26 protein-coding genes and 1 riboswitch are annotated in these 23,525 nt (G+C 65.6%); of the genes, 15 read left to right on the top strand and 11 right to left on the bottom strand.

Features of this window, described 5'->3' with window-relative positions; all coding sequences use genetic code 11:
- Positions 1–46: 46 nt before the first annotated feature.
- Positions 47–343: a hypothetical protein gene (locus KBY86_RS03365; protein ID WP_255140213.1), complete on the top strand. Its 297-nt coding sequence runs from the start codon at positions 47–49 to the stop codon at positions 341–343.
- On the opposite strand, the gene KBY86_RS03360 is transcribed toward KBY86_RS03365, so the two are convergent.
- Complete coding sequence (locus KBY86_RS03360) at positions 288–1,238, bottom strand: M48 family metallopeptidase (RefSeq protein WP_255140211.1); 951 nt, start codon at positions 1,236–1,238, stop codon at positions 288–290. The two genes, KBY86_RS03365 and KBY86_RS03360, sit on opposite strands and share 56 nt — an antisense overlap.
- A 166-nt stretch (positions 1,239–1,404) precedes the next feature.
- On the opposite strand from KBY86_RS03360, the gene KBY86_RS03355 reads away from it, so the two are divergent.
- The 7 genes from KBY86_RS03355 to KBY86_RS03325 all read left to right on the top strand — a co-directional run bounded on the left by KBY86_RS03355 (position 1,405) and on the right by KBY86_RS03325 (position 7,396).
- Positions 1,405–2,190 carry a hypothetical protein gene (locus KBY86_RS03355; RefSeq protein WP_233132805.1) on the top strand — a complete coding sequence of 262 codons (786 nt, stop codon included), beginning with the start codon at positions 1,405–1,407 and terminating at the stop codon, positions 2,188–2,190.
- A gap of 4 nt (positions 2,191–2,194) precedes the next feature.
- A complete protein-coding gene (locus KBY86_RS03350) occupies positions 2,195–2,893 on the top strand; it encodes a hypothetical protein (protein WP_094510889.1) in 699 nt (232 codons plus the stop codon).
- A gap of 5 nt (positions 2,894–2,898) precedes the next feature.
- A complete protein-coding gene (larC, locus tag KBY86_RS03345) occupies positions 2,899–4,140 on the top strand; it encodes a nickel pincer cofactor biosynthesis protein LarC (RefSeq protein ID WP_255140209.1) in 1,242 nt (413 codons plus the stop codon).
- Positions 4,140–5,132: a lysylphosphatidylglycerol synthase domain-containing protein gene (locus KBY86_RS03340; RefSeq protein WP_255140207.1), complete on the top strand. Its 993-nt coding sequence runs from the start codon at positions 4,140–4,142 to the stop codon at positions 5,130–5,132. The genes larC and KBY86_RS03340 overlap by 1 nt, the downstream gene beginning before the upstream one ends.
- Before the next feature lie 101 nt (positions 5,133–5,233).
- The gene (locus tag KBY86_RS03335; RefSeq protein WP_255140206.1) at positions 5,234–5,716 is read left to right on the top strand and encodes a Fur family transcriptional regulator; all 483 of its coding nucleotides are present in this window, start codon (positions 5,234–5,236) and stop codon (positions 5,714–5,716) included.
- A gap of 742 nt (positions 5,717–6,458) precedes the next feature.
- Positions 6,459–7,055, top strand: coding sequence for a helix-turn-helix domain-containing protein (locus tag KBY86_RS03330; RefSeq protein WP_255140205.1), 597 nt, complete (start codon positions 6,459–6,461; stop codon positions 7,053–7,055).
- A 65-nt stretch (positions 7,056–7,120) separates the two neighbouring features.
- Positions 7,121–7,396, top strand: a complete 276-nt coding sequence (locus KBY86_RS03325) for a hypothetical protein (RefSeq protein WP_255140203.1) — start codon at positions 7,121–7,123, stop codon at positions 7,394–7,396.
- Between the two features lie 134 nt (positions 7,397–7,530).
- Here the strand turns inward: KBY86_RS03325 and KBY86_RS03320 are convergent, their stop codons facing one another.
- Complete coding sequence (locus tag KBY86_RS03320) at positions 7,531–8,106, bottom strand: ferritin (protein WP_255140201.1); 576 nt, start codon at positions 8,104–8,106, stop codon at positions 7,531–7,533.
- 478 nt (positions 8,107–8,584) lie between these two features.
- Between KBY86_RS03320 and KBY86_RS03315 the strand changes: the two genes are divergently transcribed.
- Positions 8,585–9,781, top strand: a complete 1,197-nt coding sequence (locus KBY86_RS03315; RefSeq protein WP_255140199.1) for an ABC transporter ATP-binding protein — start codon at positions 8,585–8,587, stop codon at positions 9,779–9,781.
- 145 nt (positions 9,782–9,926) lie between these two features.
- On the opposite strand, the gene KBY86_RS03310 is transcribed toward KBY86_RS03315, so the two are convergent.
- Positions 9,927–10,163: a hypothetical protein gene (locus KBY86_RS03310; protein ID WP_255140197.1), complete on the bottom strand. Its 237-nt coding sequence runs from the start codon at positions 10,161–10,163 to the stop codon at positions 9,927–9,929.
- Between the two features lie 494 nt (positions 10,164–10,657).
- Between KBY86_RS03310 and KBY86_RS03305 the strand changes: the two genes are divergently transcribed.
- Both KBY86_RS03305 and KBY86_RS03300 read left to right on the top strand, forming a co-directional pair.
- Positions 10,658–11,197, top strand: a complete 540-nt coding sequence (locus KBY86_RS03305; protein WP_255140196.1) for a ferritin — start codon at positions 10,658–10,660, stop codon at positions 11,195–11,197.
- Positions 11,198–11,468: 271 nt separating this feature from the next.
- Positions 11,469–12,494, top strand: a complete 1,026-nt coding sequence (locus KBY86_RS03300) for a chlorophyll a/b binding light-harvesting protein (protein ID WP_255140195.1) — start codon at positions 11,469–11,471, stop codon at positions 12,492–12,494.
- A gap of 459 nt (positions 12,495–12,953) precedes the next feature.
- Here the strand turns inward: KBY86_RS03300 and KBY86_RS03295 are convergent, their stop codons facing one another.
- Positions 12,954–13,172, bottom strand: a complete 219-nt coding sequence (locus KBY86_RS03295) for a hypothetical protein (protein ID WP_255140193.1) — start codon at positions 13,170–13,172, stop codon at positions 12,954–12,956.
- A gap of 247 nt (positions 13,173–13,419) precedes the next feature.
- Between KBY86_RS03295 and fldA the strand changes: the two genes are divergently transcribed.
- Positions 13,420–13,944 (top strand): flavodoxin FldA, encoded by a 525-nt coding sequence (fldA, locus tag KBY86_RS03290; RefSeq protein WP_255140191.1) that lies wholly within the window; start codon positions 13,420–13,422, stop codon positions 13,942–13,944.
- A gap of 20 nt (positions 13,945–13,964) precedes the next feature.
- Here the strand turns inward: fldA and KBY86_RS03285 are convergent, their stop codons facing one another.
- Positions 13,965–14,231: a hypothetical protein gene (locus tag KBY86_RS03285; RefSeq protein WP_255140190.1), complete on the bottom strand. Its 267-nt coding sequence runs from the start codon at positions 14,229–14,231 to the stop codon at positions 13,965–13,967.
- Positions 14,232–14,690: 459 nt separating this feature from the next.
- The gene (locus tag KBY86_RS03280) at positions 14,691–15,020 is read right to left on the bottom strand and encodes a hypothetical protein (RefSeq protein WP_255140188.1); all 330 of its coding nucleotides are present in this window, start codon (positions 15,018–15,020) and stop codon (positions 14,691–14,693) included.
- Between the two features lie 187 nt (positions 15,021–15,207).
- Here KBY86_RS03280 and KBY86_RS03275 point away from each other — a divergent pair, with 187 nt between their 5' ends.
- Positions 15,208–16,362, top strand: a complete 1,155-nt coding sequence (locus KBY86_RS03275) for an esterase-like activity of phytase family protein (protein ID WP_255140186.1) — start codon at positions 15,208–15,210, stop codon at positions 16,360–16,362.
- Positions 16,363–16,402: 40 nt separating this feature from the next.
- Here KBY86_RS03275 and KBY86_RS03270 read toward each other — a convergent pair whose 3' ends face one another.
- The 5 genes from KBY86_RS03270 to KBY86_RS03250 all read right to left on the bottom strand — a co-directional run bounded on the left by KBY86_RS03270 (position 16,403) and on the right by KBY86_RS03250 (position 21,863).
- A complete protein-coding gene (locus tag KBY86_RS03270) occupies positions 16,403–17,920 on the bottom strand; it encodes an iron ABC transporter permease (RefSeq protein WP_255140185.1) in 1,518 nt (505 codons plus the stop codon).
- Between the two features lie 61 nt (positions 17,921–17,981).
- Complete coding sequence (locus tag KBY86_RS03265) at positions 17,982–19,034, bottom strand: extracellular solute-binding protein (protein ID WP_255140183.1); 1,053 nt, start codon at positions 19,032–19,034, stop codon at positions 17,982–17,984.
- Positions 19,035–19,369: 335 nt separating this feature from the next.
- Entirely contained in the window at positions 19,370–19,513 is a 144-nt protein-coding gene (locus KBY86_RS03260; RefSeq protein WP_255140182.1) for a hypothetical protein, read from the bottom strand.
- A gap of 77 nt (positions 19,514–19,590) precedes the next feature.
- On the bottom strand, positions 19,591–20,220 hold the full coding sequence (locus tag KBY86_RS03255; protein ID WP_255140181.1) for a HupE/UreJ family protein: 630 nt from the start codon (positions 20,218–20,220) through the stop codon (positions 19,591–19,593).
- Between the two features lie 26 nt (positions 20,221–20,246).
- Positions 20,247–20,430: riboswitch (cobalamin riboswitch) on the bottom strand.
- Between the two features lie 122 nt (positions 20,431–20,552).
- Complete coding sequence (locus KBY86_RS03250; RefSeq protein WP_399221035.1) at positions 20,553–21,863, bottom strand: CobW family GTP-binding protein; 1,311 nt, start codon at positions 21,861–21,863, stop codon at positions 20,553–20,555.
- Positions 21,864–22,105: 242 nt separating this feature from the next.
- Between KBY86_RS03250 and KBY86_RS03245 the strand changes: the two genes are divergently transcribed.
- Positions 22,106–23,158 (top strand): DnaJ C-terminal domain-containing protein, encoded by a 1,053-nt coding sequence (locus KBY86_RS03245; RefSeq protein WP_255140180.1) that lies wholly within the window; start codon positions 22,106–22,108, stop codon positions 23,156–23,158.
- A complete protein-coding gene (locus KBY86_RS03240; RefSeq protein WP_255140178.1) occupies positions 23,151–23,459 on the top strand; it encodes a chaperone modulator CbpM in 309 nt (102 codons plus the stop codon). The genes KBY86_RS03245 and KBY86_RS03240 overlap by 8 nt, the downstream gene beginning before the upstream one ends.
- Positions 23,460–23,525: the final 66 nt, after the last annotated feature.

Genomic DNA, 23,525 nt, shown 5'->3' with positions numbered 1-23,525 from the left:
AGACCCCTAGCATTGACTCACGCTCCGTCACCTCAGGTCACCCGTCATGGTCCGTCCCGTGGCTCTTGCGGCCCTTGCCGTGCTCGCCATGCCGCTGGCGATGCCTGAGGCACGCGCTGACAACCCCTACGCGCCGCCCACCAAGCAGCAGAACGTGTTCGACGGCCCGGGCGAGCGGCCCAAGAGCGTGCTTGATGCCACCAACCCGCTGGAGCTGATGAACCAGCTGCGCCGCAGCAGTGCCATGGACAACGCCACACCGCCGGGCGACGCCATCGACCGGGCGCTCAGAGAGATGGAGGCGCAGTCGACGCCGGGTTCTGCGGGAGTGAAGGGGCCGTAGGAGCCCCAGCGCCTGTGGCCCCATCCGGGCTGCTGATGGACGGCGCCGGCGGATCGCTGGTGGGGGCCGGGTTCTTGGTGGCTGTTCCCTTCGTTGGCCGCTGCAGGGGTTTCAGGCCCCAGCTGGCGGCCACCTGATCCACCCGTGCATCCCATTGCTCGGGTTTCATCGCCCGGGCCTTGGCGATCAATTCCAGCGCCAGCTTGCTGTTCCCCTGCTGTTGTTTGAGCAGGGCACGGGCCAGCACAGGCCGCACATCGCCGGGGAAGCTGGCGGCCAGGCTGCGGTAGAGGCCATCGGCCTGCTCCAGCTGGCCGCGCTGCAGCATCAGGTCGGCGAGGATCAGGCCGATCGGCAGGGCCTGGGGCTGGAGCTGCGGCTTGGTGGCCGCCACATAGGCGCTGGTGAGGTGCGTCTGGGCCTGGGCGCCGCGCCCCTGTTCCAGCTGCAGCAGCGCCATCAGCTGCAGGGCCTCGATGCGGTCGGACTTGAGGTTGAGCAGCTGACGCACTTCCCGTTCGGCGCCGGCCCGATCGTTCTGGTCGCGGCGTAGCTCCGCCAGCAGCAACCGCAACGACCAGCGATCGGGCTGTTGATCCGCCATCGCCTCCAGCAGCTGGGTGGCCTCCGCCGGTTGCTCCAGCGCCAGCAACAACTGCAGCAGGCGCCGCTGCTCCACATCACTGGCCTGGCCATCGGCCTGTTGCTGCCGCAACCGCAGCATCTCCTGCTGCAACACCTGGCGGGAACGGAGTTCGGCACTGGTGCTGGGGCCTTGCCGGCCAAGCCACCAACCGCCGATGAGCGAGGCCAGCACCAGCAGAGCCACGCCAAAGCCCGCCAGCAGCCCGGAGCGCCTGGAGAGGGCTGAGCCGACGGACGAACGGGGCGACATGTGCAGGGGTGGCTGCGGCAAGTCTGACGCCTGAAGGCACAGCTAGATTCCGCTCCGGGCCGCGGAACGGCGGATCACCCCTGATCACGCCCCCAACACCCTGATCCCGTCAGGAGTTCGCTCCCACAGGATCCCCCGCCAGCCCCCTCTGCCAGCGCCCGCTCCAATGCGCCTCCATCCGATTTCCCCGGTCACCGAGCCGATGCAGTACCGGGCCATCGGCGTGGTGCAGGGTCAGTACGTGGCCACCGATCCGGAGCACGACACCCGCGGCTTGATCCGCACGGCAGACGGCACCGAGCTGGAAGCGGTGCTGCTGGGCCGGGTGCTGAGCCTGGTGCGACGTCGCCTCGATCCGGACAGGCCCCACCTGTGGGTGGTGTACCCCCGCTGCCGCGATACCGGCACCCTGCACCTGCAGATCGTGGGCGTGTGGGAACCGAGCACCCTGCTGGCCGCCGAAGCAGATGCTCCCGATGCGGATGCTGCTGCCGATCCCACGGTGGACCAGCTGCCGGAAGGCGATGGCTACTTTTCCGTGCGGGGTGAGCTGGTATTCACCCGGCCGGAGAGCGGTGAGCTGGTGGTGAAGGTGCGCCAGCAGGCCCGGGGCGAGGAAACCCGCCCGCAGCCGTTCAAGTTGCAGCTGCGCGGCGAGATCCCGCTGGAGCATCTGCGTCACTTCGTGGCCCTGCACCTGCGCCGCGATGGCCAGGCGCTGCAGGTGGAGTCGTATGAGGTGATCGGTCCGGTGGCCCAACGGGGCAATCGCGGTGGCAAAGGGCGTGGCAACGGGCGGGATGGTGCCGGCCGTGGCGCCCCCCGCGGCGGTGACCGCCGGGCCGGTGCTCCGGTGGGATCGGGCGCCAGCGGGGCGCCGGCCAGCGGAGCAGCAGCGGGCAGCCCTGTCCGCGACCCTCAACGCACCGCCATCCGGCGCCCGGGGAGCTGAGGCCATGGCCACGCCTGGTCCCGCAAAGCCGGTGGGGGATGGGTCCACCGCCGCGCTCAACGCCGGCATCGCCGTGGCGACGATCACGCTGCTGGCGGTGCTCGGCCCGGTGCTGGGTCTCTCGCCCTGGATCATCGCCCTGGCCGCAGGCAGCGCCCTCACCGCGCTCAGCCTCGATGCGTTGCGTTTCGGGGGACGCGGCGGCCACCTGCTGGCTGAAGCACTGCCGGGTGGTGCGGGGCGGCTGCACCGGATCGCGGTGCACGAGGCCGGCCATGCCCTCGTCGCCGACCACGACCAGCTGCCGGTGCGGCGGGTGCTGGTGGGCAGCCTGGCCTGCCTGCGCGAAGGACTGAGCGCCAACGGCAGCACCGAATTCGAGCTGCCGGCCCACGCCAAGTTGCCGGCCGAGGAGCTGCGCCGCTGGAGCCGGGTGCTGCAGGCGGGCATGGTGGCCGAACAGCTTCTCTACGGCAACTCGCGCGGCGGCTCCGACGACAAGGCCCTGCTTGGGCGTCTCTGGGGTCTCTCCGGCTTTGATGTGGCCACCGCCCAGCTGGAGCAACGCCGCGCCCGCCGTGAGGTAGAGCAGCTGCTGCGGGCACGGCAAAACGAGCTGGAAGGGCGCGCCGAGGCCCTGGTGGCCGCCGCCCCGCGTCTGCTGCGCAGCACGGAGCCCCAGGCGGCACCCACCCCCGGCTGACCGCCATGGCGCTGGCCTATCTGGATTGTCCGACCGGGGTGGCGGGCGACATGCTGCTGGCCGCCCTCTTCGATCTGGGCCTGCCGCGCTCCGTGGTGGAGGTCCCCCTGGCGCAACTCGGTCTGGCCGGCGCCTACCGCCTCACCGTCACCGAGGCCCGCAGCGGTGGCCAGCGCGGCGCCCGCGTCTCGGTGGAGGGACTGGAGCCGCATCCGCCGCACCGCCAGTGGCTGGAGCTGCGCGAGCAGATCGGCGCGGCGCCGCTGGAGCCGGCCCTGAAGCAGCGGGTGCTGGCGGTGTTCACCCGCCTGGCCGAAGCCGAGGGCCGGGTGCACGGCCATGCCCCTGAGCAGGTGCACTTCCATGAGGTGGGGGCCGTCGATGCCCTCGTCGACATGGTGGGCGTGTGCGCCGGGCTGCTGCACTTCCAGGTGGAGCCGCTGATCTGTGCGCCGCCGCCGGCCGGTCACGGTACGGTGCGCTCCGCCCATGGCCTGCTGCCGCTGCCGGCCCCGGCGGTGCTGGAGCTCGCGCGCGCGCGGCAGGTGCCCCTGGCCGGCGCCGCTGAGCTGCCGGCCGGGGAGCTCACCACCCCCACCGGCATGGCGCTGCTGAGTGAATGGGCCACGGCCTTCGGCGCCCAGCCCTCGATGGTGCCCAGCGCCGTGGGCATCGGCCTGGGTCACCGCGTGCTCGATCGACCCAACCTGCTGCGGCTCTGGCTGGGCGAGGCCAGCGCCCCCCCGATGGCCGGGCACATGCTGCTGGAAACGGTGCTGCTCCAGCAGGCGCAGATCGATGACGCCAGCGCCGAAGATCTGGCCTTCCTGGCCGACGAACTGCGCCGGGCCGGTGCCCTGGAGGTGTTCAGCCAGCCGGCGTTGATGAAGAAGGGACGCAGCGGCGTGCTGCTCAGCGTGGTGGCACACCCCGAGGCGGCGCCAGCGCTGCGGGCGATCTGGTGGCGGCATGGCACCAGCCTCGGGGTGCGGGAGCAGCTGCAGCAGCGCTGGTGCCTGCCGCGCCACCAGGCCCAGCTGGCCACCCCCTGGGGGCCGGTGCGGGTGAAGGTGTCGCTGCTGCCCGATGGCCAGCGCCAGCTCAAGGCCGAGCACGACGACCTGATCGCCTTGGCCAGGCGCGAGCAGCTCAGCCTGCGGCAGGTGCGCGCGGCGGTGCAGCAGGCGCTCGCCGACCCGGCCGCCCTGGCCGAGCACAATGCGGCGGCGATGCCGGACCAGGACTGATGCCCAACCTGCGCCACCTGGTGACCTCCCTGCCCGGCGGCGTGCGGCTCTGGGCGAGCCTGCTCAGCTTCGGCTTTCTGTTCGCCGCCCTGCTGGCCAATGCGCCGCAACTGCTGGCACTGCGACTGGATCCACAGGGCTGGCTGTGGCTGGTGGTCGGCACGGGGGTAAGCCTGCTGAGCCTGGTGGTCAACGGGCTGGCCTGGAGCGTGGGGCTGCAGTGGCTGGGGGCACGACCCCGCTGGGACACCTGCGTGCGGCTCTACCTGCGCAGCAACCTGCTCAAGTACCTGCCCGGCGGGTTCTGGCACCTGGCCTCACGCGTGCAGTCGCTGCGGACGGGGCCGGAAGCGCCAGCCGCCGATTGCCCCACGCCTCAGGCGCCCCATCCGCTGGCCAGCCGCGAGCCCGTGGGCACGGCACTGGCTCTGGTGGCCGTGCTGCTCGATCCCCTGCTGGCGGCGAGTGCCGCCCTGGCAATGGTGCCGATCGGCGGCTGGCAAGACGGGCTGGCACTGGTGGCGCCGCTGCCGTTGATCGGCCTGATGCCGGGTTGGTCGAACCGTGTTCTGAACCGGCTGCAGCGGCAGCGGGCGCGCCAGCTCTCGCTCGATGACGCCACTGACAAACTGCCGCCGGTGTCTCTGCCCGGCTACCCGCTGCTGCCCCTGCTGGCCCAGGTCCCGTTCGTGCTACTTCGCTTCGCCGGCTTTGCCTGCGCCGTGATCGCCTTCGATCAGCAGCTGTCACTCAGCTGGCCGGTCTGGCTGGCGGGCTTCGCCCTGGCCTGGACGGCCGGGCTGGTGGTGCCGGGTGCTCCCGGGGGCCTCGGGGTGTTCGAAGCGGTGCTGGTGCTCCGGCTGGGCGGCCAGGTGCCGGAGGCGCCGTTGCTGGCGGTGGCCCTCAGCTACCGCGTGGTTGTCACCGTGGCCGACCTGTTCGGGGCACTCACGGCCCGCCTGGACGAACAGCTGGCCAGTGAACGCGCCTGATCGGTGCACAGGTTGTCGAGAACGGAACAATCACGACAACGCCATGGTCTGTCCAGGATTCGCAACAGCATCTATTGTTGAGAAGCACAGCCGCCCACCTGGTGCCCACCCGTTCAGCCACTGGTAGGGGCCAGGTTCCCGCGATTCCTGAAGGCCTGCGCAACAGCCTCCACGGCCGCGGGCAGCGGCTGACGCCCCAGCGCCAGCGGGTGCTCGATCTGTTCCGCCGCATCGGTGAAGGCAGCCACCTGAGTGCCGAAGAAGTGCACCAACGGCTGCTGGGGGAGCAGACGCGCGTGTCACTGGCCACTGTGTACCGCACGTTGCGCCTGCTCAGTGCCCTGGAGCTGCTGCGGGAACTGGAGCTGCCGGAAGGCGGACGGCGCTTTGAGCTGGCCAGCGACAGCCACCGCGATCACCACCACCTCGTATGCGTGAGCTGCGGCCGCACCGAGGAGTTCGACAGCGCGCAGGTGATGGCAGCAGGAGAAACGGCCGCCCAGACCCACGGCTTCCGCCTGCTGGAGTGTGTGCTCACCGTGCGGGCGCTGTGTCCCCGCTGTGCCGCTGCCTCACCACGCTGAGCGGCGCCACTGCAGCCGCCCCCCTCTGGTCCTGGTCCACAGCCGTGACCAGGGCGGCTCCAGGGAAGCCCAGCTCCGGAGCCGTGAGGCCGAGCTGTTGATGGGCCCAGTTGGTGGCCAGCGCGGCCAGCAGGGAAGCACGATCACCGCGGATGCGAAGCATGGGGAACGAAGTGGGAATGGGATCAGGTTGCGTCGACGCCGCACAAAGGCCAGCACCGTCACCACATGCGAGGCGCCCAAATAGCACCAGACGCGGTTGCCAAGCCTGGATCGCCAAAGCCCAGGCTCTCTCCACCAGGCCACAGAGCCCCGATCCTTCTCTCTCAGGAGCGCGCTTGAGCCCACATCGGGCCAACGACAAGGGATCTGCGGCTGACCCGAAGTGGAGCGCCACTGTCCACGGGTGGCCCAAAGCACTGTCCACGAGTTGCCCGAACCACTGCCCACAGGTCGCCCAAAGCGAAGTGCCATTCATTGCGCGCGGCCGCCCGGGGCGCAAAACCACTGCCCACACCCCTTCCGAAGCTCAGAACCATCGCCCATAGGCCTTCCGCAGCCCAAAACCATGCGCCCACAGGCCTTCCGCAGCTCAGAACCATCCGCCGATGGGCCGCCCGAAGCCAGGAACCGCCGCACCTTTGGCCAGCCGGTCTTGCAACTACCAGTTGCTATTGAGAACCACTTGCAAAAAGGCGGGGGAGCTGTTTAGAGTGCGAGTCATTCTCAATAAGCCGCATCCGTGAGTTTCCGCTTTCTGCCCGATCAGCCCGCGGCCGCTGTACGCATGCCCACCGGCCAGACGGTGCTGCTCGATCCCCTGCACCGTCCGAGTGGCAGTTGCATCGAGGTGCTGGAAGGCATCGCCCGGGTGTACTGCCCGTGCGAGGAAACCGAGGGCATGACCCTCGCCTTTCTCCAACCCGGCGATCAGCTGCGTACCGACCGCCTCTGCAGTGAAGGGGTCTGCGTGGAGGCGCTCACGCCCCTGTGTTTCCGCAGTGACGGCGAAGCGGGCTCGGGTGATGGCTTTGACCCCGTCAATGAATGGACGCTGCAACTGCTGCGCATCCGCCACCTCGGCAGTGCCGAGCAACGGCTCCATGCGCTGTTCGGTCTGCTGGTGCGCCGCCTGGGGCGCCGCTGCGGCCCCTGGTGCGACCTGCCCTTCCGCCTCACCCACGAACGCATCGGTGAACTGATCGGCACCACCCGCGTCACCACCACCCGGCTGATCTCGCGGATCCGGCAGGCGGAGCTGATGGAAGCGCCCAGCGGACAGGCCGGCATGCGCGTGGCCCCTTCCCTGGTGGAATCCGCGCCGCTGGCGGCGGCTTGAGCGGAGCGCTGATCGTGGTGTGCTCTTCCCCACTCCTGCCCCCTTGCAGAGAGGCCCTATCGCCCTTGTCCCCTTTGAACGGCGGCCCCGCCGACAGCCTGCTTGGCAGCCTGTGCCGTGAAATGGGCAAGCTGCTCAGCCGGCGGCGTCAGATCGCCACGCAGTTGCCCCGCTGCCGTGATGCCGGCCTGATCCGCAGGCTGCAGGGTGAGTTGCAACGGATGGCGGTGCGGCAGGCCGAAGTACATGCCGTCGGTCTGGCCCTACGCCGAGCACCAGGACTGGATCCCTTCAGTGTGGCCTTTCTGGTGGAACTCAGCCGCCGCCACAGCCTGGCCTGAAGCAAACAACCTGAAGCAAACAACCAGAGCCATGGCCTGAGCACAACGGGTAGTCCTCAGGGCTGAACAAGCGGTGGAAGAAATGCTCCAGATCAAACAGACACCACCGCTCTCCAGGCACCTTCAGGCCGGAGTCATGCCGCCAGCTTGGAAGGTGCGGCTTTGCCACCATCGAGCTCGGCATCAAGGATCAGCATCGCCGCAGGTTCGCCGCCTGCCAGGCGCCAACGGCCAAGGCGATGGGCCGCTTCATCTTCGGAGGCCGTCTGCTGATCAATCAAGGGATCCAGAAACACAGTGGTGCGCACATCTCCGGATTGCTCCGCCAGGGCATACAGCTGATGCAAGGAGGTAGTGACATCCACTTCCATCTGAAACACTGACGTGAGCACGTCTTCGATGTCGTTCCACACCTGCTTCGGCGCATTGATGCCGCCAAGCACCACAGGCTGCCCACGGGCGATCAGGTAATCGGCGAACAGCCCGGCATGGTTGCGTTCCTGATCCGATTCCGCCTTGAACGTGCGGGAAAAACCGCGCAGATCACGCTCGGCGAACCAGACGGCCAGGGCCCAATAGGCGGAACTGGCGTTCAATTCCATCGCCAGATGCTGCTGAAGCGCCTCAAGCAGCACGTCCTGCATGGGCTGGGCCACCGGCCGCCCGCCGCTCAGGACGGTGCCAGTGGCGTGCTGAGTGCCAAGAACCATGTGTGCAATCGGATTGGTGCAGGTTCAGCTTAGAGAGGCGAAAGGACGAACAGTTCAGTGGCTTGATCCAGCACGACGGCATGTTCGATTTGTCACACCCTGACGTGATCACCACAGGGCAGTCGTCACCTCAGCCACCTAGGTTGATTGGAGTCTCTCTTTCAGCCATGGCCGGAGCGGCCTCTTCCTCTGAGCAACTCGCAGCCACCCAACCCACGGCCACGCGGCAACGCCGCGATCGGATCCGGATTGCCAAGAAAAAAGGCTGCAAGCGTTCCAAATGTTCCAACTGGAAGGGTGGCTGCTGCCGCTGCGGCCGTTGATCACGCAGCCTCGTCCATTGCCATCCATCTTGCCGTTCGTCGCCGCTTCTCTGGCTCGCCCACTGACACCAATGTGGTGGCCTGATTGCCGGTGCCAGCAGCATCCGACGGGGATCAGCCTTCAGGCCACCGTCTCCACAGGAGAGGCCTGATTCATGCTCCAATCGCATCAATCTGACCACCCATCCCCCGATCCCACTCTGGCCCCCACTGTTCACCATTCGCCCGACTCAGCTCCCTTCCACACGCCCAATCCTGCTTCTCTCCACGCGATTGAATTGCAGGGTCTGTGGCACCGCTTTCCCAGTGGCCCCGGCGCCTCGGAATGGACCCTGCAAGGGATTGATCTACGTCTGGAGCGGGGCGAACTGGTGGGATTGCTGGGCCCCTCCGGCTGCGGCAAAACCACCTTGCTGCGCCTGATCGCCGGCTTCGAATGGCCGGAGCGAGGCGTGATCCGCCTGGCGGGCCGTGAGGTGTCCGGTCCAAACCGCTGCCTGGCTCCCGAGCGCCGCGGCGTGGGCATGGTCTTTCAGGATTACGCCCTGTTCCCCCACCTCACGGCCTGGGGCAATGTCTGTTTCGGTCTCAGACAGCGGCAGAACAAGGGCCGTGCCGCCTGGCTGCTCAACCTGCTGGGTCTGAGTGAACTGGCTGAGCGCTACCCGCACGAGCTCTCCGGTGGCCAGCGTCAGCGCCTCGCCTTGGCGCGCGCTCTGGCACCGGAACCGGCAGTGGTGCTTCTCGATGAGCCCTTTTCCAACCTTGATGTGGAGGTGCGGCTGCGGCTGCGCAGCGAATTGCCCACCGTGCTGGCGCAGTGCGGCACGAGCGGACTGATCGTCACCCACGACCCCGAAGAGGCGCTCGCGATCTGTGATCGGGTGGCGGTGCTCCATGACGGGCGTCTGCACCAATGCGCCAGCCCTCAGCAACTGGTCAACCAACCCGCCACCTCCTTCGTGGGGCGTTTTGTGCTGCAGGGCAATGTGCTGCCGGCCTGGTGGCACGGCTCGGAGCTGCTCACACTGCTGGGGCCAGTGCATCCGCTCAGTGGTGCCTCGCTCCCGCGCCTGAATGTGCAGGAAGCAGCCGTGGAGGTGCTTGTGAGCCCCGACGACATTGAGCTGGAGGCGGACGATTCCGGTGCCGGCAAGGTCATCGGCCGCGAGTTTCTGGGCCGGAGCTGGCTCTATCAGGTGGAGCAGGGGGATGTGCGCCTGCGTGTGCGCCGGCCCATGGACATGCCGCTGCAGATCGGCCAGCACTGCGCCTTGCGTCTGCGCCCTTCTGCTGTGGTGACAACCTTTCAAGCCGCGTCCAGCCTTCAACCCACGCTGGTTCCAAGCTGAGAAAAAACTCCCTCAGCCCACCAGGTGAGGGAGTCCGTCTCCGCCATGAGTGTGGGTGCAATCCGCCTGAGGGGCTGTCATCTTCAGCGCCTCATCCTGTGGCCAATGGCACCTCCAGAAAACAGGAATGCCACTCAGCGCCGGATCAGTCCTCAGGGTCATACTCAATGCGCATCCACAACGTGCGATGGCTGTCTGGTTGCCTCAGTACTTCGAGATGCTCACGCTTAAGGCAGCGTGAAGCGGCACTGTTGCCTTCCCTCTCCAGCTGGGCCATACGCTCCAGGCACCATTGCTGAATGGCACAGAGTTCATCGGTGCGTTTCCTGGTGCGCTGCTCCATAGGCAGGCTGGGAATGTCACCGGAAAAGTCATTGGGCATGGGCAGATCCGTTTGGAGGTCAGGGAGAACTCAGTGGATTCAGGTAGGGATGACAACCAGCAGAGCATGGGTTTCAGAACGTCTCCGGTTCGGTGATGGATGGATGGGCCTGGTGGTGGATGGACGTTTGGTGATGGATGGAAAGGCTTAGTCATGGTTGGAAACGCCTGGTTTGTCACACATGGACGGTAGGGATCGGTGATCGTGATGCAGATCGTGGACTGCAAATCGCAACCACAACTCATGGCGCAAGTCGCAACCGCTGCTCATGGCGCAAGGAGGTTAAGGGACTTCAGATTGTTGTCAGCAGATTTTCTCTGAAGCAGCGGCCGATCAACGCGACGAAAGTTACCAGCGGTGGTGATCGATGGTTCGAAGGGCAGTCGTGTGCAATCGCTCATACCCTCTGCGGGCAGACACGACAACCTGTGAACTCAGGCCTATGGGGAGCACTCAGGTTGCTAGATCAAGAGAGACATCACTGAAAGAACCACATGAAAGAGTTGACGCAAGCGATCAACACCCACCTGGAGGCTGAATTTCACGCCAGCCATAGCTACCTGTCGATGTCGATCTGGCTGCGAGAGAAGGATCTGGCGGGCTTCTCCGAATACATGCTCAACAAAAGCAATGAAGAGCGAGGTCATGCCTCCCGCATGATCGATTATCTGCTCGACTGTGACGAACAGGTGATTCTGCCCACCATTCAGTCCCCGCAACGCTCCTGGGACTCCACCCAGGCGTTGTTCGATCAGGTGCTGGTGATGGAGAAAGCCGTCACAGCCTCGATCAACCGCCTGTACACCTTGGCGGAAGCGGATGGGGAGCGGAGCGCTTCTGCCATGTTGGATTGGTTTGTCGAAGAACAGATCCAGGAAGAAGCAGAAGCCCGCTTCGTGCTGCAGCGTCTGCGCCTGGCAGGGGACAACTCCGCCGCCCTGTTGCTCCTGGACCAGCAGTTCCTTGATGGCACCGCTCTCGCCAGCGTGAAGCGTGCGGCAAGCCGCTACCGGGGTGGCGGTGGCGCCGCCTGAGGGTCGCCAATGTCCGTGGGGAGGGGCTTCTGGGGCGTTGTGACGAGTGGGTAGTTCCTGAAGAAAGCCGATCTGGTGAGGTTCCAGCCACTTCCAGCCACTGCCCCGGCAACTCCAACCAGGCGCATGGCCACGGTCATTGTCTGCAAAGGCACGACACGAACGCTTCATTGATACAGATTCCGGTACGCAATCACCTGGCAGATAGTCATTTCATACGCATCAATCATTGGAGCTTCGACTTACATTGACGATGCCTCGCGCAAGCTTGATGCAATCGTATGGAAACCCAAAGGTCAGCTATGACTGGTGGGCAGGCAATTCACTGGTGACCAATGAAGCCGGCACATTCATCTCAGCACATGCTGCTCATGCCGGCTTGATCATGTTCTGGGCGGGCTCGTTCACCATCTACGAGCTCAGCCGTTACAACCCTGCCCAGCGGATGGGTGAGCAGGGCCTGATCCTTCTGCCGAACCTGGCGCGCCTTGGTTTTGGCGTTGGGGAAGGTGGTGTGATCGCCCATGCGGAGCCGATCATCGCCATCGCCGCGTTCCACCTGGTGAGCGCCGCCGTACTGGCCGCCGGGGGGATGTGGCACCTCTTCCGTGCCCCCACCGACCTTGGCACCACGCAGGGCGGCGCCAAGCGCTTCAACTTCAACTGGGAAGACCCTGCCAAGCTGGGGGTGATCCTGGGTCATCACCTGATCTTCCTGGGCCTGGGAGCCATTGCCTTTGTTGAACTGGCCAAACGGGTAGGCATCTACGACCCTGCCCTTCAAGCGGTGCGAACCGTGCAACCCCACGTGGATCTGGCCACAATCTGGAGCTATCAGACCAGCTTCCTCTCGATCTCCAACCTGGAAGATGTGATCGGTGGCCATGTGGTGATCGCCTTCATGCTCAGCCTGGGCGGGGTATGGCACATTCTGGTGCCACCGTTGCCCTTCGCCCGCAAGCTGGTTCTCCAGTCGGCCGAATCGATTCTGTCGTACTCGATTGGATCGGTGGCCTTGATGGGATTTGTGGCCAGCCTCTGGTGTGCCTCGAACACTACGGTGTATCCGGTGGAATTCTTCGGCCCTGCGCTCACGATGAAGTTCTCCTTCTCTCCCTACTTCGCCGACAGTGTGGATCTGCCGTTGGGGGTTCACACCGCTCGTGCCTGGCTGGCAAATGCCCACTTCTTTCTGGCCTTCTTCTTCCTGCAAGGCCATCTCTGGCACGCTCTGCGGGCTCTCGGCTTTGATTTCCGCCGGGTGGGCAAGGCGCTTGAAATGATGGAGACTGCCTGAAACTCAAGTGCCGGGTGAACTCCCCTTGTGAAACTCCCCTTGTGAAACTCCCTGGTCGAACTTCCTGGTCTAACTTCCTAGTCGAACTCCCTGGTTAAGCGACACTGTGGAAACGCCACTCCTTGAACCAGAAACCAGGGAGTCACACCGATCAGAACCACAACGGCGTGAACGAAATCCAAGGAGTGAACAACAGTCGGAAGCCCATCTCAGTGATCCACCACCGATTGAACAAGTACTTAGTGAACCACCACTGAGTGATCCACCACTGAATGAGCCACCACTCAGTGAGCAACCACTGAGTTGACCAAAACCAAGGTATTCATCATTGTGAAACCCACGGCTGCATGAATCCCAACCGAGAGATTCACAACCGTCGAAACCGCGACTGTGAGCCTCACAACTGTGCCCTGGCCGGAAGGCCAGGGCTTTCTGCTGCCTGCAGTTGCAGGCAGAGAATCAGAGTGGTGATGTCTTGCAGAGAGAATCAATCAGCTCTCGTTCAAGCTCAACCTTGAGCACCTCAACCGCCTGCAACTCCTGATAAAGCTGAGCCAATGTCTGTTCCTGCGCCTGGATTCCCTGCACCAGGGCAAGCTGCTCCTGGGTGAGAGCCGGATGATCGAGGCTAAGCTTCTGGATGGGCTGATACTGGCGGATCTTGCTCAGCAGAGCCAATCCATGGACGGCTGGCTTGCTGCTGTGATGGGAGATAAACGCACAGGAGGGCCAGGAGGAGATGGCTGTGAAACTGAGAGTGTTGGGCATGAAACACAAGGCAACAGCATCAACATAACGTTGATGACTTGATCGCCTGAATCCATTGATGCTGAGCTGATGTCGGCAATGTCACCTGTCGATGTCGTTTCACAAAGCTCCACAAGGACTGCTGGTGATTAGACCATCAACGTTCTGATTCAGCACAATGCCCATTCGCATCTTGTTTGCCACCACCACCGGAAAAACGGAGGACGTTGCCACCCGCCTCGCTGAGCTGATCGGACCCTCTGCCAGCGTGCAGGACGTGGGCGATCTCGACGCCACCGAGGAGCTGGAAGCTTCGGGCGACCTGATCTGTTGCGTGCCCACCTGGAACACCGGAGCAGATTCAATGCGCTCCGGCACCGCCTGGGACAGCCACGTGGAAAGCATTCCTGATCTGCAGATGATCGGTCGAACCGTGGCCATCGTGGGCCTGGGAGACTCTTCCTCCTACTCCGATTACTTCTGCGATGCCATGGAAGAGCTCTACACGGCTTTCATCCAGTCTGGTGCCAGAATGGTCGGCAGGGTATCTCCTGATGGCTACACCTTTTCAGAATCAAAGAGTGTGGTGAATGGGCTCTTCTGCGGCCTGCCTGTTGACGAAGACAGTGAACCCGATCTCACTGATGAACGACTTGTGCAGTGGGTGAAGCAACTCAAATCAGAAGCACCCGGGATGTTCTGACACTCTCGATCGTGATGGCATCAGTCTTCGTCAACACGGCGTCTCCATAAGGAAGGAACCCAAAGGGTTGTCCAGGCATTGGTTTCCGCCAACATTTCAAGATGCTCGCTGGTCAGACAGCGGGCATCTTCCAGGTCCGATCGCAACGACAGCACCGAAAGACGCTCCATGCACCAATCCCTGAGGCTGGTGAGCTGGAGGATACGATTGAGAATCTCGATGTCTTCGCTCGAGTGCATCTGTGACTCGTCCATCACGATCACGCCATGGCGGTGAGGTGACTGCATCTTCGTGGTGATCCCTGCGACTTGCTAAGAAATTGCGACGCTCAGGCGTAGCAAATTGAACAACTCCGTTACGCCTCATCATGCGCTGGATCGCGGAAACGTTGGCCTCGAACTGGTTGACCTCGAGCTGGTTGCCCTTGGATCGGTTGATCTTGGAACGATTGACGGTTAATCGGTTGGTCCTGGATCGGAAGACCTTGAAGAGGTTGGACCTGAAGAGGCTGGTCCTGAAGAGGCTGGTCCTGAAGAGGTTAGACCCGAAGAGGTTGGGTCTGAAGAAGTATGGCTTGATGAGACCGAACTAGTTGAACTTGAAGAAGCATGGCTTGATGAACCTGAACTCGATGAGACTAAACTCGATGAACATGACCTCAATAAGACGAACTTGATGAACTTGACCGTAGACAGACTGAACCCAATGAGCCCGATCTTAAAATGGTTGAATCTGAGGAGACTGACTCAAGACAGACCGAACATGATGAGCTTGGCCCGAGAATGGTTGAGCGCCAAGAGCCTGACTATAGAATGATTGAAACTGATGACATCGACCTTGATTGCATCGATCTTGATTGTGTTGATTTTGACTTCGTTGATCTTGATTGAGTTGATCCAGAATCGGCAGATCCCGATTGAACGACTCCTGCCTGTAACGATCTCAAAGAAAGTGATCTGGCTGAATTCCTCTTGATCCAGTTGCTGCTGCCTGGACTCCTCTTGAATGAGTTCAAGCTGATCCAACGCCCAGCCGCTATGGAGGCCGTTGATCTGCCGCTGAGATAGCGGACCCACCGCTCAGGCATCTGCATCCGCTGAGCCACAGCCAAGGCAACCGCACCATCTGAGCCACAGCTGATCCAACTGCACCCGCTGAGCCAGCGCTGATGCAACCGCATCCACTGAGCGGCCCTTGAGTCAGCGACAGGCGACCAGGCCTTCGCGGAGCACCAAAGCAGTTGGAGCAGCGCCATCGTGGGTCTTGGAGTCTGCTCTGATCGCTGTGATTCCCGTTGCGCCGCTGCCGTTGCAGCATCCCGCTGGGCCTGCCTGGGTGCTGCCCTGTCCGGGAGAAGTGCGTTGGGACGTGCTGGCCGAGGTGGAGCTGCCTCGGGAGGGCACCGACGGCCAACCGCTTGGCGGCTTCTCGGCCGCTGCCATGGACCCGGAGGGACGCAGCCTCTGGTTGCTCAGTGACGCCCCCGCTCCCTTTCTGGTGCCGCTGCATGGTGCGGCACGCCTCGGGGAGAGCAGCGGCAGGCCGCCGGTGGTCGGACGGCGGCTGAGGCTCACCGATGCCAACGGTCAGCCGTTTGCCCACCCCCTCGACGGTGAAGGGCTGGTGATCAAGGGCGAGGACATCTGGATCGTGAGCGAGGGGCGCCGCACGCCGGAGGAATCGCCGCGCCTGCTGCGCTTTCAGCGCGCCAGTGGGCGCCTGCTGGAGGCCTGGGATCTGCCGGAGGCCTGGCAGGCGGCACCGGGGCGGGGCCTGGGCTCGAACCAAGGGCCGGAAGCGCTGACCCTGCTGCCGCCATCACCCCTGGCGGCGGGCGGTTCAGGCCTGCCCCCTTCTCTGCTGCTGGCGGCCGAGCGGCCACTGCTGCAGGACCCAGAGGGAGCACTGCGCCTGCTGCGTTTCGGTCCAGTGGCCAGGAGCCTGGCAAGCAACGCCTCCCCAGCCACTCCCGTCAGCGCGGCCCCGGCCGCTCCTGCGGCCTCCACCACCCCTGAGACTCCAGCCCTGAAGCCTGCGATTTTCCCGGCAGGGCGGCTGGCGGTGGCGCTGGAGGGTCCCCAGTGGGGCCTCACCGAGTTACTGGCTCCGCCTCGCTCAGGGCTGTTGCTGGGGCTGGTGCGGGGCTTTGCTGCACCGAACCGCTGGTGGGCGCGGCTGGTGGCCTTCCCTCTGCCGTCAAACCGGCCCGCAGGCGAGGACGTCCCACCGCTCACACCGGTGCGGCAGTGGGATCTGCTGGCAGCAGGGCTCAGCCCCGACAACTGGGAAGCCCTCGCCGTGGGGCCGGCCCTCGCCGATGGACGCCCCACGTTGCTGCTGGCCAGCGACGACAACTTCAACGTGATGCAGGCGAACCGGATCGCCCGGATCGCCCCCCGCTGCCCTGCACGTCCCTGATCCAGGACCCGCAGCGTGAGCCCAGCTCTGGGCTGGCGTTTCAGCTCCGGTCCTGACCGGAGCCAAGCCTTTCCAGGCTGGGCATCAGCGCCACCGCCGCCACCAGGCCCAGAGCCACGATCAGCAGCGCCGGCACCAGCGCGGACGACACCCGTTCATCACCGGCGTACTGATAGACGCGCACCGCCAGGGTGTCGAAATCGAAGGGGCGCAGGGAGAAGGTGAGCGGCAGCTCCTTGACCGTATCGACGAAGACCAGCAGCGCACCGACCAGCAGCGGGCCTTTCAGCAGAGGCAGATGCACACGGCGCAGCACCTGGGTCCAGCTGCAGCCAAGGCCGGTGGCCGCCTCATCGACACTGGGCGGAATCCGCTCCAGAGCCGCATCAAGGCCCCCCTTGGAGACGGCCAGAAAGCGATCGCTATAGCCCCAGAGCAACAGCAGCAACGGGCTCAGACCAAGGGGCCCGCCGATCAGCATCAGTGACAGGGCCAGCACCGTGCCGGGGATCGCGTACCCCATGCCGGCCGCGAAGGTGAGCTGGCGCAGGAAGGGCTGGGGAATCCAGCGGCGGGCGATCGCCAGCACCACCGCCGCCACCACCGTGACCAGGGCAGCGGCAAGGGCCAGACCGAGGCTGCGCAGCGTGAGCGCCACCAGCTCCTCGAGCGAATCGCTCTGCAGGTGGTCGCGGCTCATCACCAGCCAGGTGAGCGGAATCGCCAGGCTGATCAGCGGCGGAACCAGGGTGAGCAGCTGGGCCGCGCACGACCGCCAGCCGCTCAGTTGCCAGTGCAGTGAGCTGGTGCCGTCATGGCCCATGTTCCAGCGGCGGCTGCGCTGGCGTAACCAGCGTTCGGCCCCCACCAACAGGCTCACCATCACCAGGGCGATCAGGGCGAGCCCCACAGCTCCCTGCAGATCCCCTTCTCCCTGCCAGCGCTGCAGGATCCCGCGCGAGAGGGTGGGCACGCCGAGCAGTTCGACCGCGCCGAGTTCATTGACCACCTCCATGCCGCTGAGGGCGACGCCGGCACCGATCGAAGGCAGCGCCAGCGGCAGCGCCACCCGCCGAAAGCTGCCCCAGGGACCGACACCCAGGCTGCGGCAGGCCTCCAGCTGGCGGTGGCCGCTCATCGAGAAGCTCTCGGTGGAGAGCAGAAACACGTAGGTGTAAGTGGTGAGGCTGAGCAGCACCACGGCCCAGCCGATGCCGTGAAAGCGGAAGCCCCAGCGGCTGCCGAGATCGACCAGCACAGCGGCCAGCACAAACGCAGGAGCCGCCAGCGGCAGCACCTGCGCCAGACGCAACCAGCGCCGGCCGGGGAAATGGCAACAGGCCGTGAGCCAGCCATTGGCCGTGCCCAGCACGGCACCGATCAGGCCGACACCGAGCACGAGCACCACGGTGTTGACCACCTGCTCGACGCCTTCGGCGCCCAGCTGGAGGGTGCTGGAGCCGGGGGCCAGCAGGGCGTAGCCCACCAGAACGAGCACCGGCACCAGGGCCAGGGCTGAGACCAGCACGACTGCGGTGGTGAGGGAGGCGCGCCGCATCGGCGGCGCCCCCTTCCCAGCTGTTGCGCGTTCGGCTGTTGCCAGTGCCGCCATTCGGTTCCTACTTCCAGCCGTTGGCTTCCATCATCTGGGTGGCGGCCCTGGTGCGAGAGCCGATTTGCTCAACGGAGACGCCATCCGCTCTGAAGGTACCGAAGCCCTTGAGGTAGGGATTATTACCCACGCCCTTGAGCGGGTACTCGTTGTTGGCTTCGGCGTAGCCGCGGCCACCGGTGGGGGAGGCCAGGAATTCAATCAGCCTGAGCGCAGCCTGGGGGTTCTTGGAATAACGCGTGACGCCAGCACCGCTGATGTTGACGTGGGAGGGGTTCACGTAGACGATCTTCACCTGTTGGGCCAGACGCTTGTCTTCGGCACCGCCCGCACCTGAGAGCATGCGGGCCACGTAGTAGGAATTCACCACGCCGACCGCACATTCACCCCGGGCAACAGCACGTGCCAGGGGGGTGTCGGAGGTGAAGAACGGCTGCTTGACGTTGGCCACCATGCCGCGCACCCAGTTGCGGGTGGTGGCATCGCCGCGCAGGATCATCTGGCTGGCCACCAGCGATTGGTTGTAGGGGCTCTTGCGTTCCCGCAGGCAGAGCTTGCCTTTGAGGGCTGGATTGGCCAGATCGGCGTAGGTGCGAATCGTGGCGGGATTCACCAGCTTCGGGTTGACCACCACAGCGCGCACCCGGCGGGTGAGGCCGTACCAGCGGCCCTGGGAATCGCGCAGGTTGGCAGGCACGTCGCGCTGCAAGGCGGCAGAGCGGGCGGGCTGGAACAGGCCCTGATCGGTGGCGATGTCGAGGCGGGCGGCATCGACCAGCACCAGCACATCGGCAGGGCTGTTGCGCCCTTCACTCTTGAGGCGCTCGATGATGGCGTCGTCCTTGGACTCCAGCACGTTCACCTTGATGCCCGTGCGGGCCGTGAACTGGCGGTACAGCTCTTTGTCCGTGTTGTAGTGACGGCCCGAGTACACACCGATTTCAACGGGTTGGCGATTGGGTGCCTGTTGGGCCAGGCCGGCACCCACGGCGGTGGCGATCGAAACAACCGTCAAGCCGGCACCAGCCAGCTTCAGGGTGGCGGTAGAGATCCGTTTCATCCAGGAGATGGAGCGCCCTATGGCGCGAATGCAACTTCTGGAGCGTAAGGATCAGGGTCAGTCCGCCCACGCCGAAAGGGTGCGACCCGAAGTAACAAATGTGACCGGAAGAAAGACCGTGGGATCAGTGGATGGGGGAAACACCCAGGAACGAGAACCGCCGAGGCTGCTCGAAACGCCCAGGCTGCTCGGCTGTGGTGGCTGGTGCATGAGGAGCGGGCTGCGCCCTTTCCAGTGGCCCGAGGGACAGATTCCCCGGTACGGCACGGGAACCCAAAGAAAAAGCGACCATCAGCAGGGCTGACGATCGCTTCGGACGAGATCAATGGAATCGTTCAGCGGTTGGGCCGGACCCGGACCGGCACCAGAGCCGGCTGCATCAGACCGCCGCCGGGATTGTCGTCATCGGAGTCGGTGGTGAGCCAGAAGGCCAGGCCGAACAGCGCCACGACTCCGGTGAAAAGCAGAAGTTCGACCATGACACCCAACCGGACTGCGGCAACGTTAGCCAGAACCTGAGAGCGGACTGTGTCGATGACTGCGATTGGTGCTCAGCTCAGGCGGCGCCGGCGCCGGCGCCGGCGAGCAGACCGATCGGCCCCAGGGCCAGCAGCGCACCCACCACGGTGAGCAGAACGGCAAGACGCACGGTCCAGGCGGTGCCGAGCCGGCGCAGCAACAGGAACGTGACCCCCACGGTGAGGCCGGAGGCCAGCAGGGCTCCCGCCCACCAGCTGCTGGCACCGCTGGCTTCATGGCCGTGCAGCATCGCGTGGATCGCCACCGCCACCGTCACCACGGTGCCGGCCGCAGGAATGGAAGGAGGGTGGCCAGAGCGGCGGCTCATCAGGATCAGCACACCCAGACCTGAAACCGCCAGTGCCGCCAGCAGCTCAGCCACGGGCAGGCCGCCGCCGCTGACACCGAAGAACGCACCGATCACGGCACCGGCCAGGGCGAACAGCAGGAGCTGGGCGCTCACGAAGGACGAGGCCGCGCCCACACCCACCAGCAGGAAGAGGTGGTCGAGGCCGGTGAGGGGATGGCTGAAGCCACCCGCGAGGCCGGCGCCCGCCACACCGTGGGCGCTGGCGGGCAGGGCGCCCAGCAGGCTGAGGCCAAGACCGGCGCAGCCGGCCAGGGCCAGATCACGGCCTGACGAGGACTTGAGGGAAGCGAAGGGCATGGTGAACTCCGGTCCGCGCCGGGGATTGAAGGGGGAGGAGCAGGGGCGAGCGTTCTGGCTGAGGGCACGCCTGTGGAAGGGGCCCATCACAGCTGCGGGACAGCGCCGGACTGGCGACCACGCCTTCGGAGGGGACGTGTTGCTGACACCGGACTTTCCTCGTTGCCTCACCGGGGTGCGCACCGGCAAACCGCTGCGGGGTCAGTATGAAGCCAGCCCCGCCGCCCCGGGGTTCAACGGCAACCTTTGGATGCAGGGCCTGGATGCAGCGCCAGGAGCGGGCGGGATGCCGGGCCGCGAGCAGAGGACGCAGCCGGGCAAGCGGGCCAGGTTCAGGAAAACCCCTTGCCGGCCGCGCCGCTGGCGACACAGGCCCGCAGCTGACGGCGCAGCTTGTCGTGATCGAGCTCCTTGCCAATCAGCACCAGCTGGTTCTTGCGCGGTCCTTTCCAATCGGTGTCGTCGATCGAGAAGCGCTTGCCCGCCAGGTGGAACACATGGCGCCGCTCGCTTTCGCTGAACCAGAGGATTCCCTTGGCCCGGAACACCCCAGCCGGCATCTGGTTGTCGAGGAAGTTCTGAAACTTGCGCAACGAGAAGGGTCCCTCGGCAGCGAAGGAGAGCGAGGTGAAGCCTTCGATCGCCAGATGGTCGGCGGCATGGACGCCGTCGCCATGGGCATGATCGTGGCTGTGGTCATGGCCGTGGCCGTGGCTGCCGTGATCGTGGCCGTGGTCATGCACGCACTGGCCATGGTCGTGGTCGCAGGCGCTGTGGTCAGCGGCAGTGTGGTCAGCGGCAGCGGCGTGGGTTGCGGCGGCACCCTCGGCCGCGCCGGCACTTGGGCCATGGTCGTGGCCGTGGGCGTGAGGGTCGCCGTGGTGGTGGCCGTGATCGTGAGCGTGGTCATGGCCGTGGTCGTGGCTGTGCGCCTGGGGACCGCCGACCTGTTCCGCCACCACCCGATCGGACTCGAACAGCCCCACGCTCAGCAGCAGCGGCAAGGGCACCTGCCCGCTCACCGAGCGCAGGATGCGGGCGTCTTTCTTGAGTTCGCGCAGGCGCGACTCCACCTCCACCAGCCGCTCCTCCGCCACCAGATCGGTCTTGTTGAGCAGCAGGATGTCGCCGTAGATCACCTGGGCGCGCCCCACTTCGCTCGCCATGGTGGAGTCGTCGAAGTTCTCCGCATCGATCAAGGTGATGATCGAATCGAGCCGGGTGGTGTCGCGCAGTTCGCTGCCGAGGAAGGTCATCGCCACCGGCAGCGGATCCGCCAGGCCGGTGGTTTCCACCACCAAGTAGTCGACCGGATCGGGACGATCAAGGATGCGTTCCACCGCCTCCAGCAGCTCGCCGTTGATCGAGCAGCAGATGCAGCCGTTGCTCAGCTCCACCATGTCCTCGCCGGTGGCGATGATCAGGTCGTTGTCGATGCCGATCTCACCGAACTCATTCACCAGCACGGCGGTCTTGATGCCGTCCTGATTGCTGAGGATGTGGTTGAGCAGGGTGGTTTTGCCGGCGCCGAGAAAGCCGGTGAGGATCGTCACCGGCAGGCTGATGATGCCGGCCTCCGCCATGGCGGGGATGGGCACCGTCGCAGGGCCGTCGGCGCGGAGATCGGTGGCGGTGCTGGTCATGGAAAGGGCGGCCAGGGCGGAGCTGATCCACCCAGTCTGGCGCCTGGCCACAGCGAGCTGGCTGGCGCGGGAGGCCGGAAGCAGGCGGACAAGCGGCCCGGCCGCGGCCAGGACGTTGCCGCTGCTGCACCTGGCACGGCGCGATCACGGACGGGCGTGGCAGGGTTGGGGGGAGCCCCGTGCGGGTCGCCCCCGCAGGCGGCCACCCTCCAGGCGCAGCTCTGTTCGGAGGCCCGGCGACGATGAAGTTCAAGGACTACTACGCCGCCTTGGAGCTGGAGCGCGACGCCGATGGCGACGCGATCAAGAAGGCCTACCGGCGGCTGGCCCGTCGCACCCACCCGGACGTGGCCAAGGAGCCCGGTGCCGAGGAGCGCTTCAAGGAGATCAGCGAGGCCTACCAGACCCTCTCCGATCCCAAGCGGCGCAAGGCCTATGACGACCTGGGCCGCCACCGCAGCGGGGAGGAGTTCAGTCCGCCACCCGACTGGGAGAGCCGCTTCCGGCGGCAGGGCGGCCGGCCAGGCAGCGGGCAGGCCGCTCAGGAGGTGGATCTGGCCGATCTGTTCGAGCAGATGGGCTTCGGCGTCCCTGGCGGCGGGGGCGGTTTTGGTGGCGGGGGCGGTTTTGGTGGCGCGGGTGGTTTTGGCGGCGCCACCGGTTTTCCCGGCGGCGGCGGCTTCGGCCAACAGGCGGGAGGCTTTCCGGTTCGCGGCCAGGACCTGGAGGTGACCGCCGAGCTGACGCTGGAGCAGGCGGCCAAGGGGAGCGAGGTGGCGTTCACCCTCAGCGTCCCCAGCCGCGGCGCCGACGGCGGCATGGCGCGGGAGCCCCGCTCCGGCACGATCCGGGTGCCACGCGGGGTGGCTGATGGCGAGCGCCTGCGGGTGCCCGGCCGTGGCGGCCCCGGCCACGGTGGCGGCCCGGCGGGTGATCTGTTCCTGGAGATCCGGCTCAAGCCCCACCCCCGTTTTCGCCCCGTGGGCCACGACCTCTACCTGGAGCTGCCGATCGCCCCCTGGGAGGCAGCACTGGGTGCTGAGATCGATCTGCCCACGCTCGATGGCACGGCGCGGGTGACCGTGCGGCCGGGCATGCGCAACGGCCAGAAGCTGCGGCTGGCGGGCAAGGGCCTGCCACGGCGCAAGGAGGGCGCCGGTGATCTTTACGGTGTGATCCAGATCGTGATGCCGGAGCAGATCGGCGATCGCGAACGGGAGCTCTACCGCGAGCTGGCCGAAGCCTCCGCGTTCAACCCCCGTCCATCGTTCGAAGGAGCCGCCACCCATGGCTGACGATCCGCTGATTCCCGCCGACGACGACAGCCCGCTGGCACTCGAGGAGTTGCTGGCGGCCTCGGGCCTGGCCCATGAAGAGGTGAGCGAACTGATCCAGTTCGGTGTGTTCCAGCTCACCGGCACTGGCACCTCCTTGTGCTTCCACGCCCGCACCCTGACGCTGGCCCGCCGCGCCGCCCGCCTGCGCGACGACTTCGGCCTCAACGTGCCCGGCATGGCCCTGGCCCTCACCTACCTCGAACGCATCGAGGCCCTGGAAGCGCGGCTGCGGGAACTGGAGTGCCAGCTGCCGCGGTGAGGGGTGACGTGAGGCCCGGGCGTTGTTCGCACGAAAACCCTGCCACCAATGACCGAGCAGGCCCAC

Origin of the sequence: Synechococcus sp. Lug-A (genome assembly GCF_024345655.1) — a bacterium.
Lineage (GTDB): Bacteria > Cyanobacteriota > Cyanobacteriia > PCC-6307 > Cyanobiaceae > MW101C3.
Note: the sequence above shows the minus strand (reverse complement) of the source record. Positions and strands in the feature narration are given on the sequence as shown.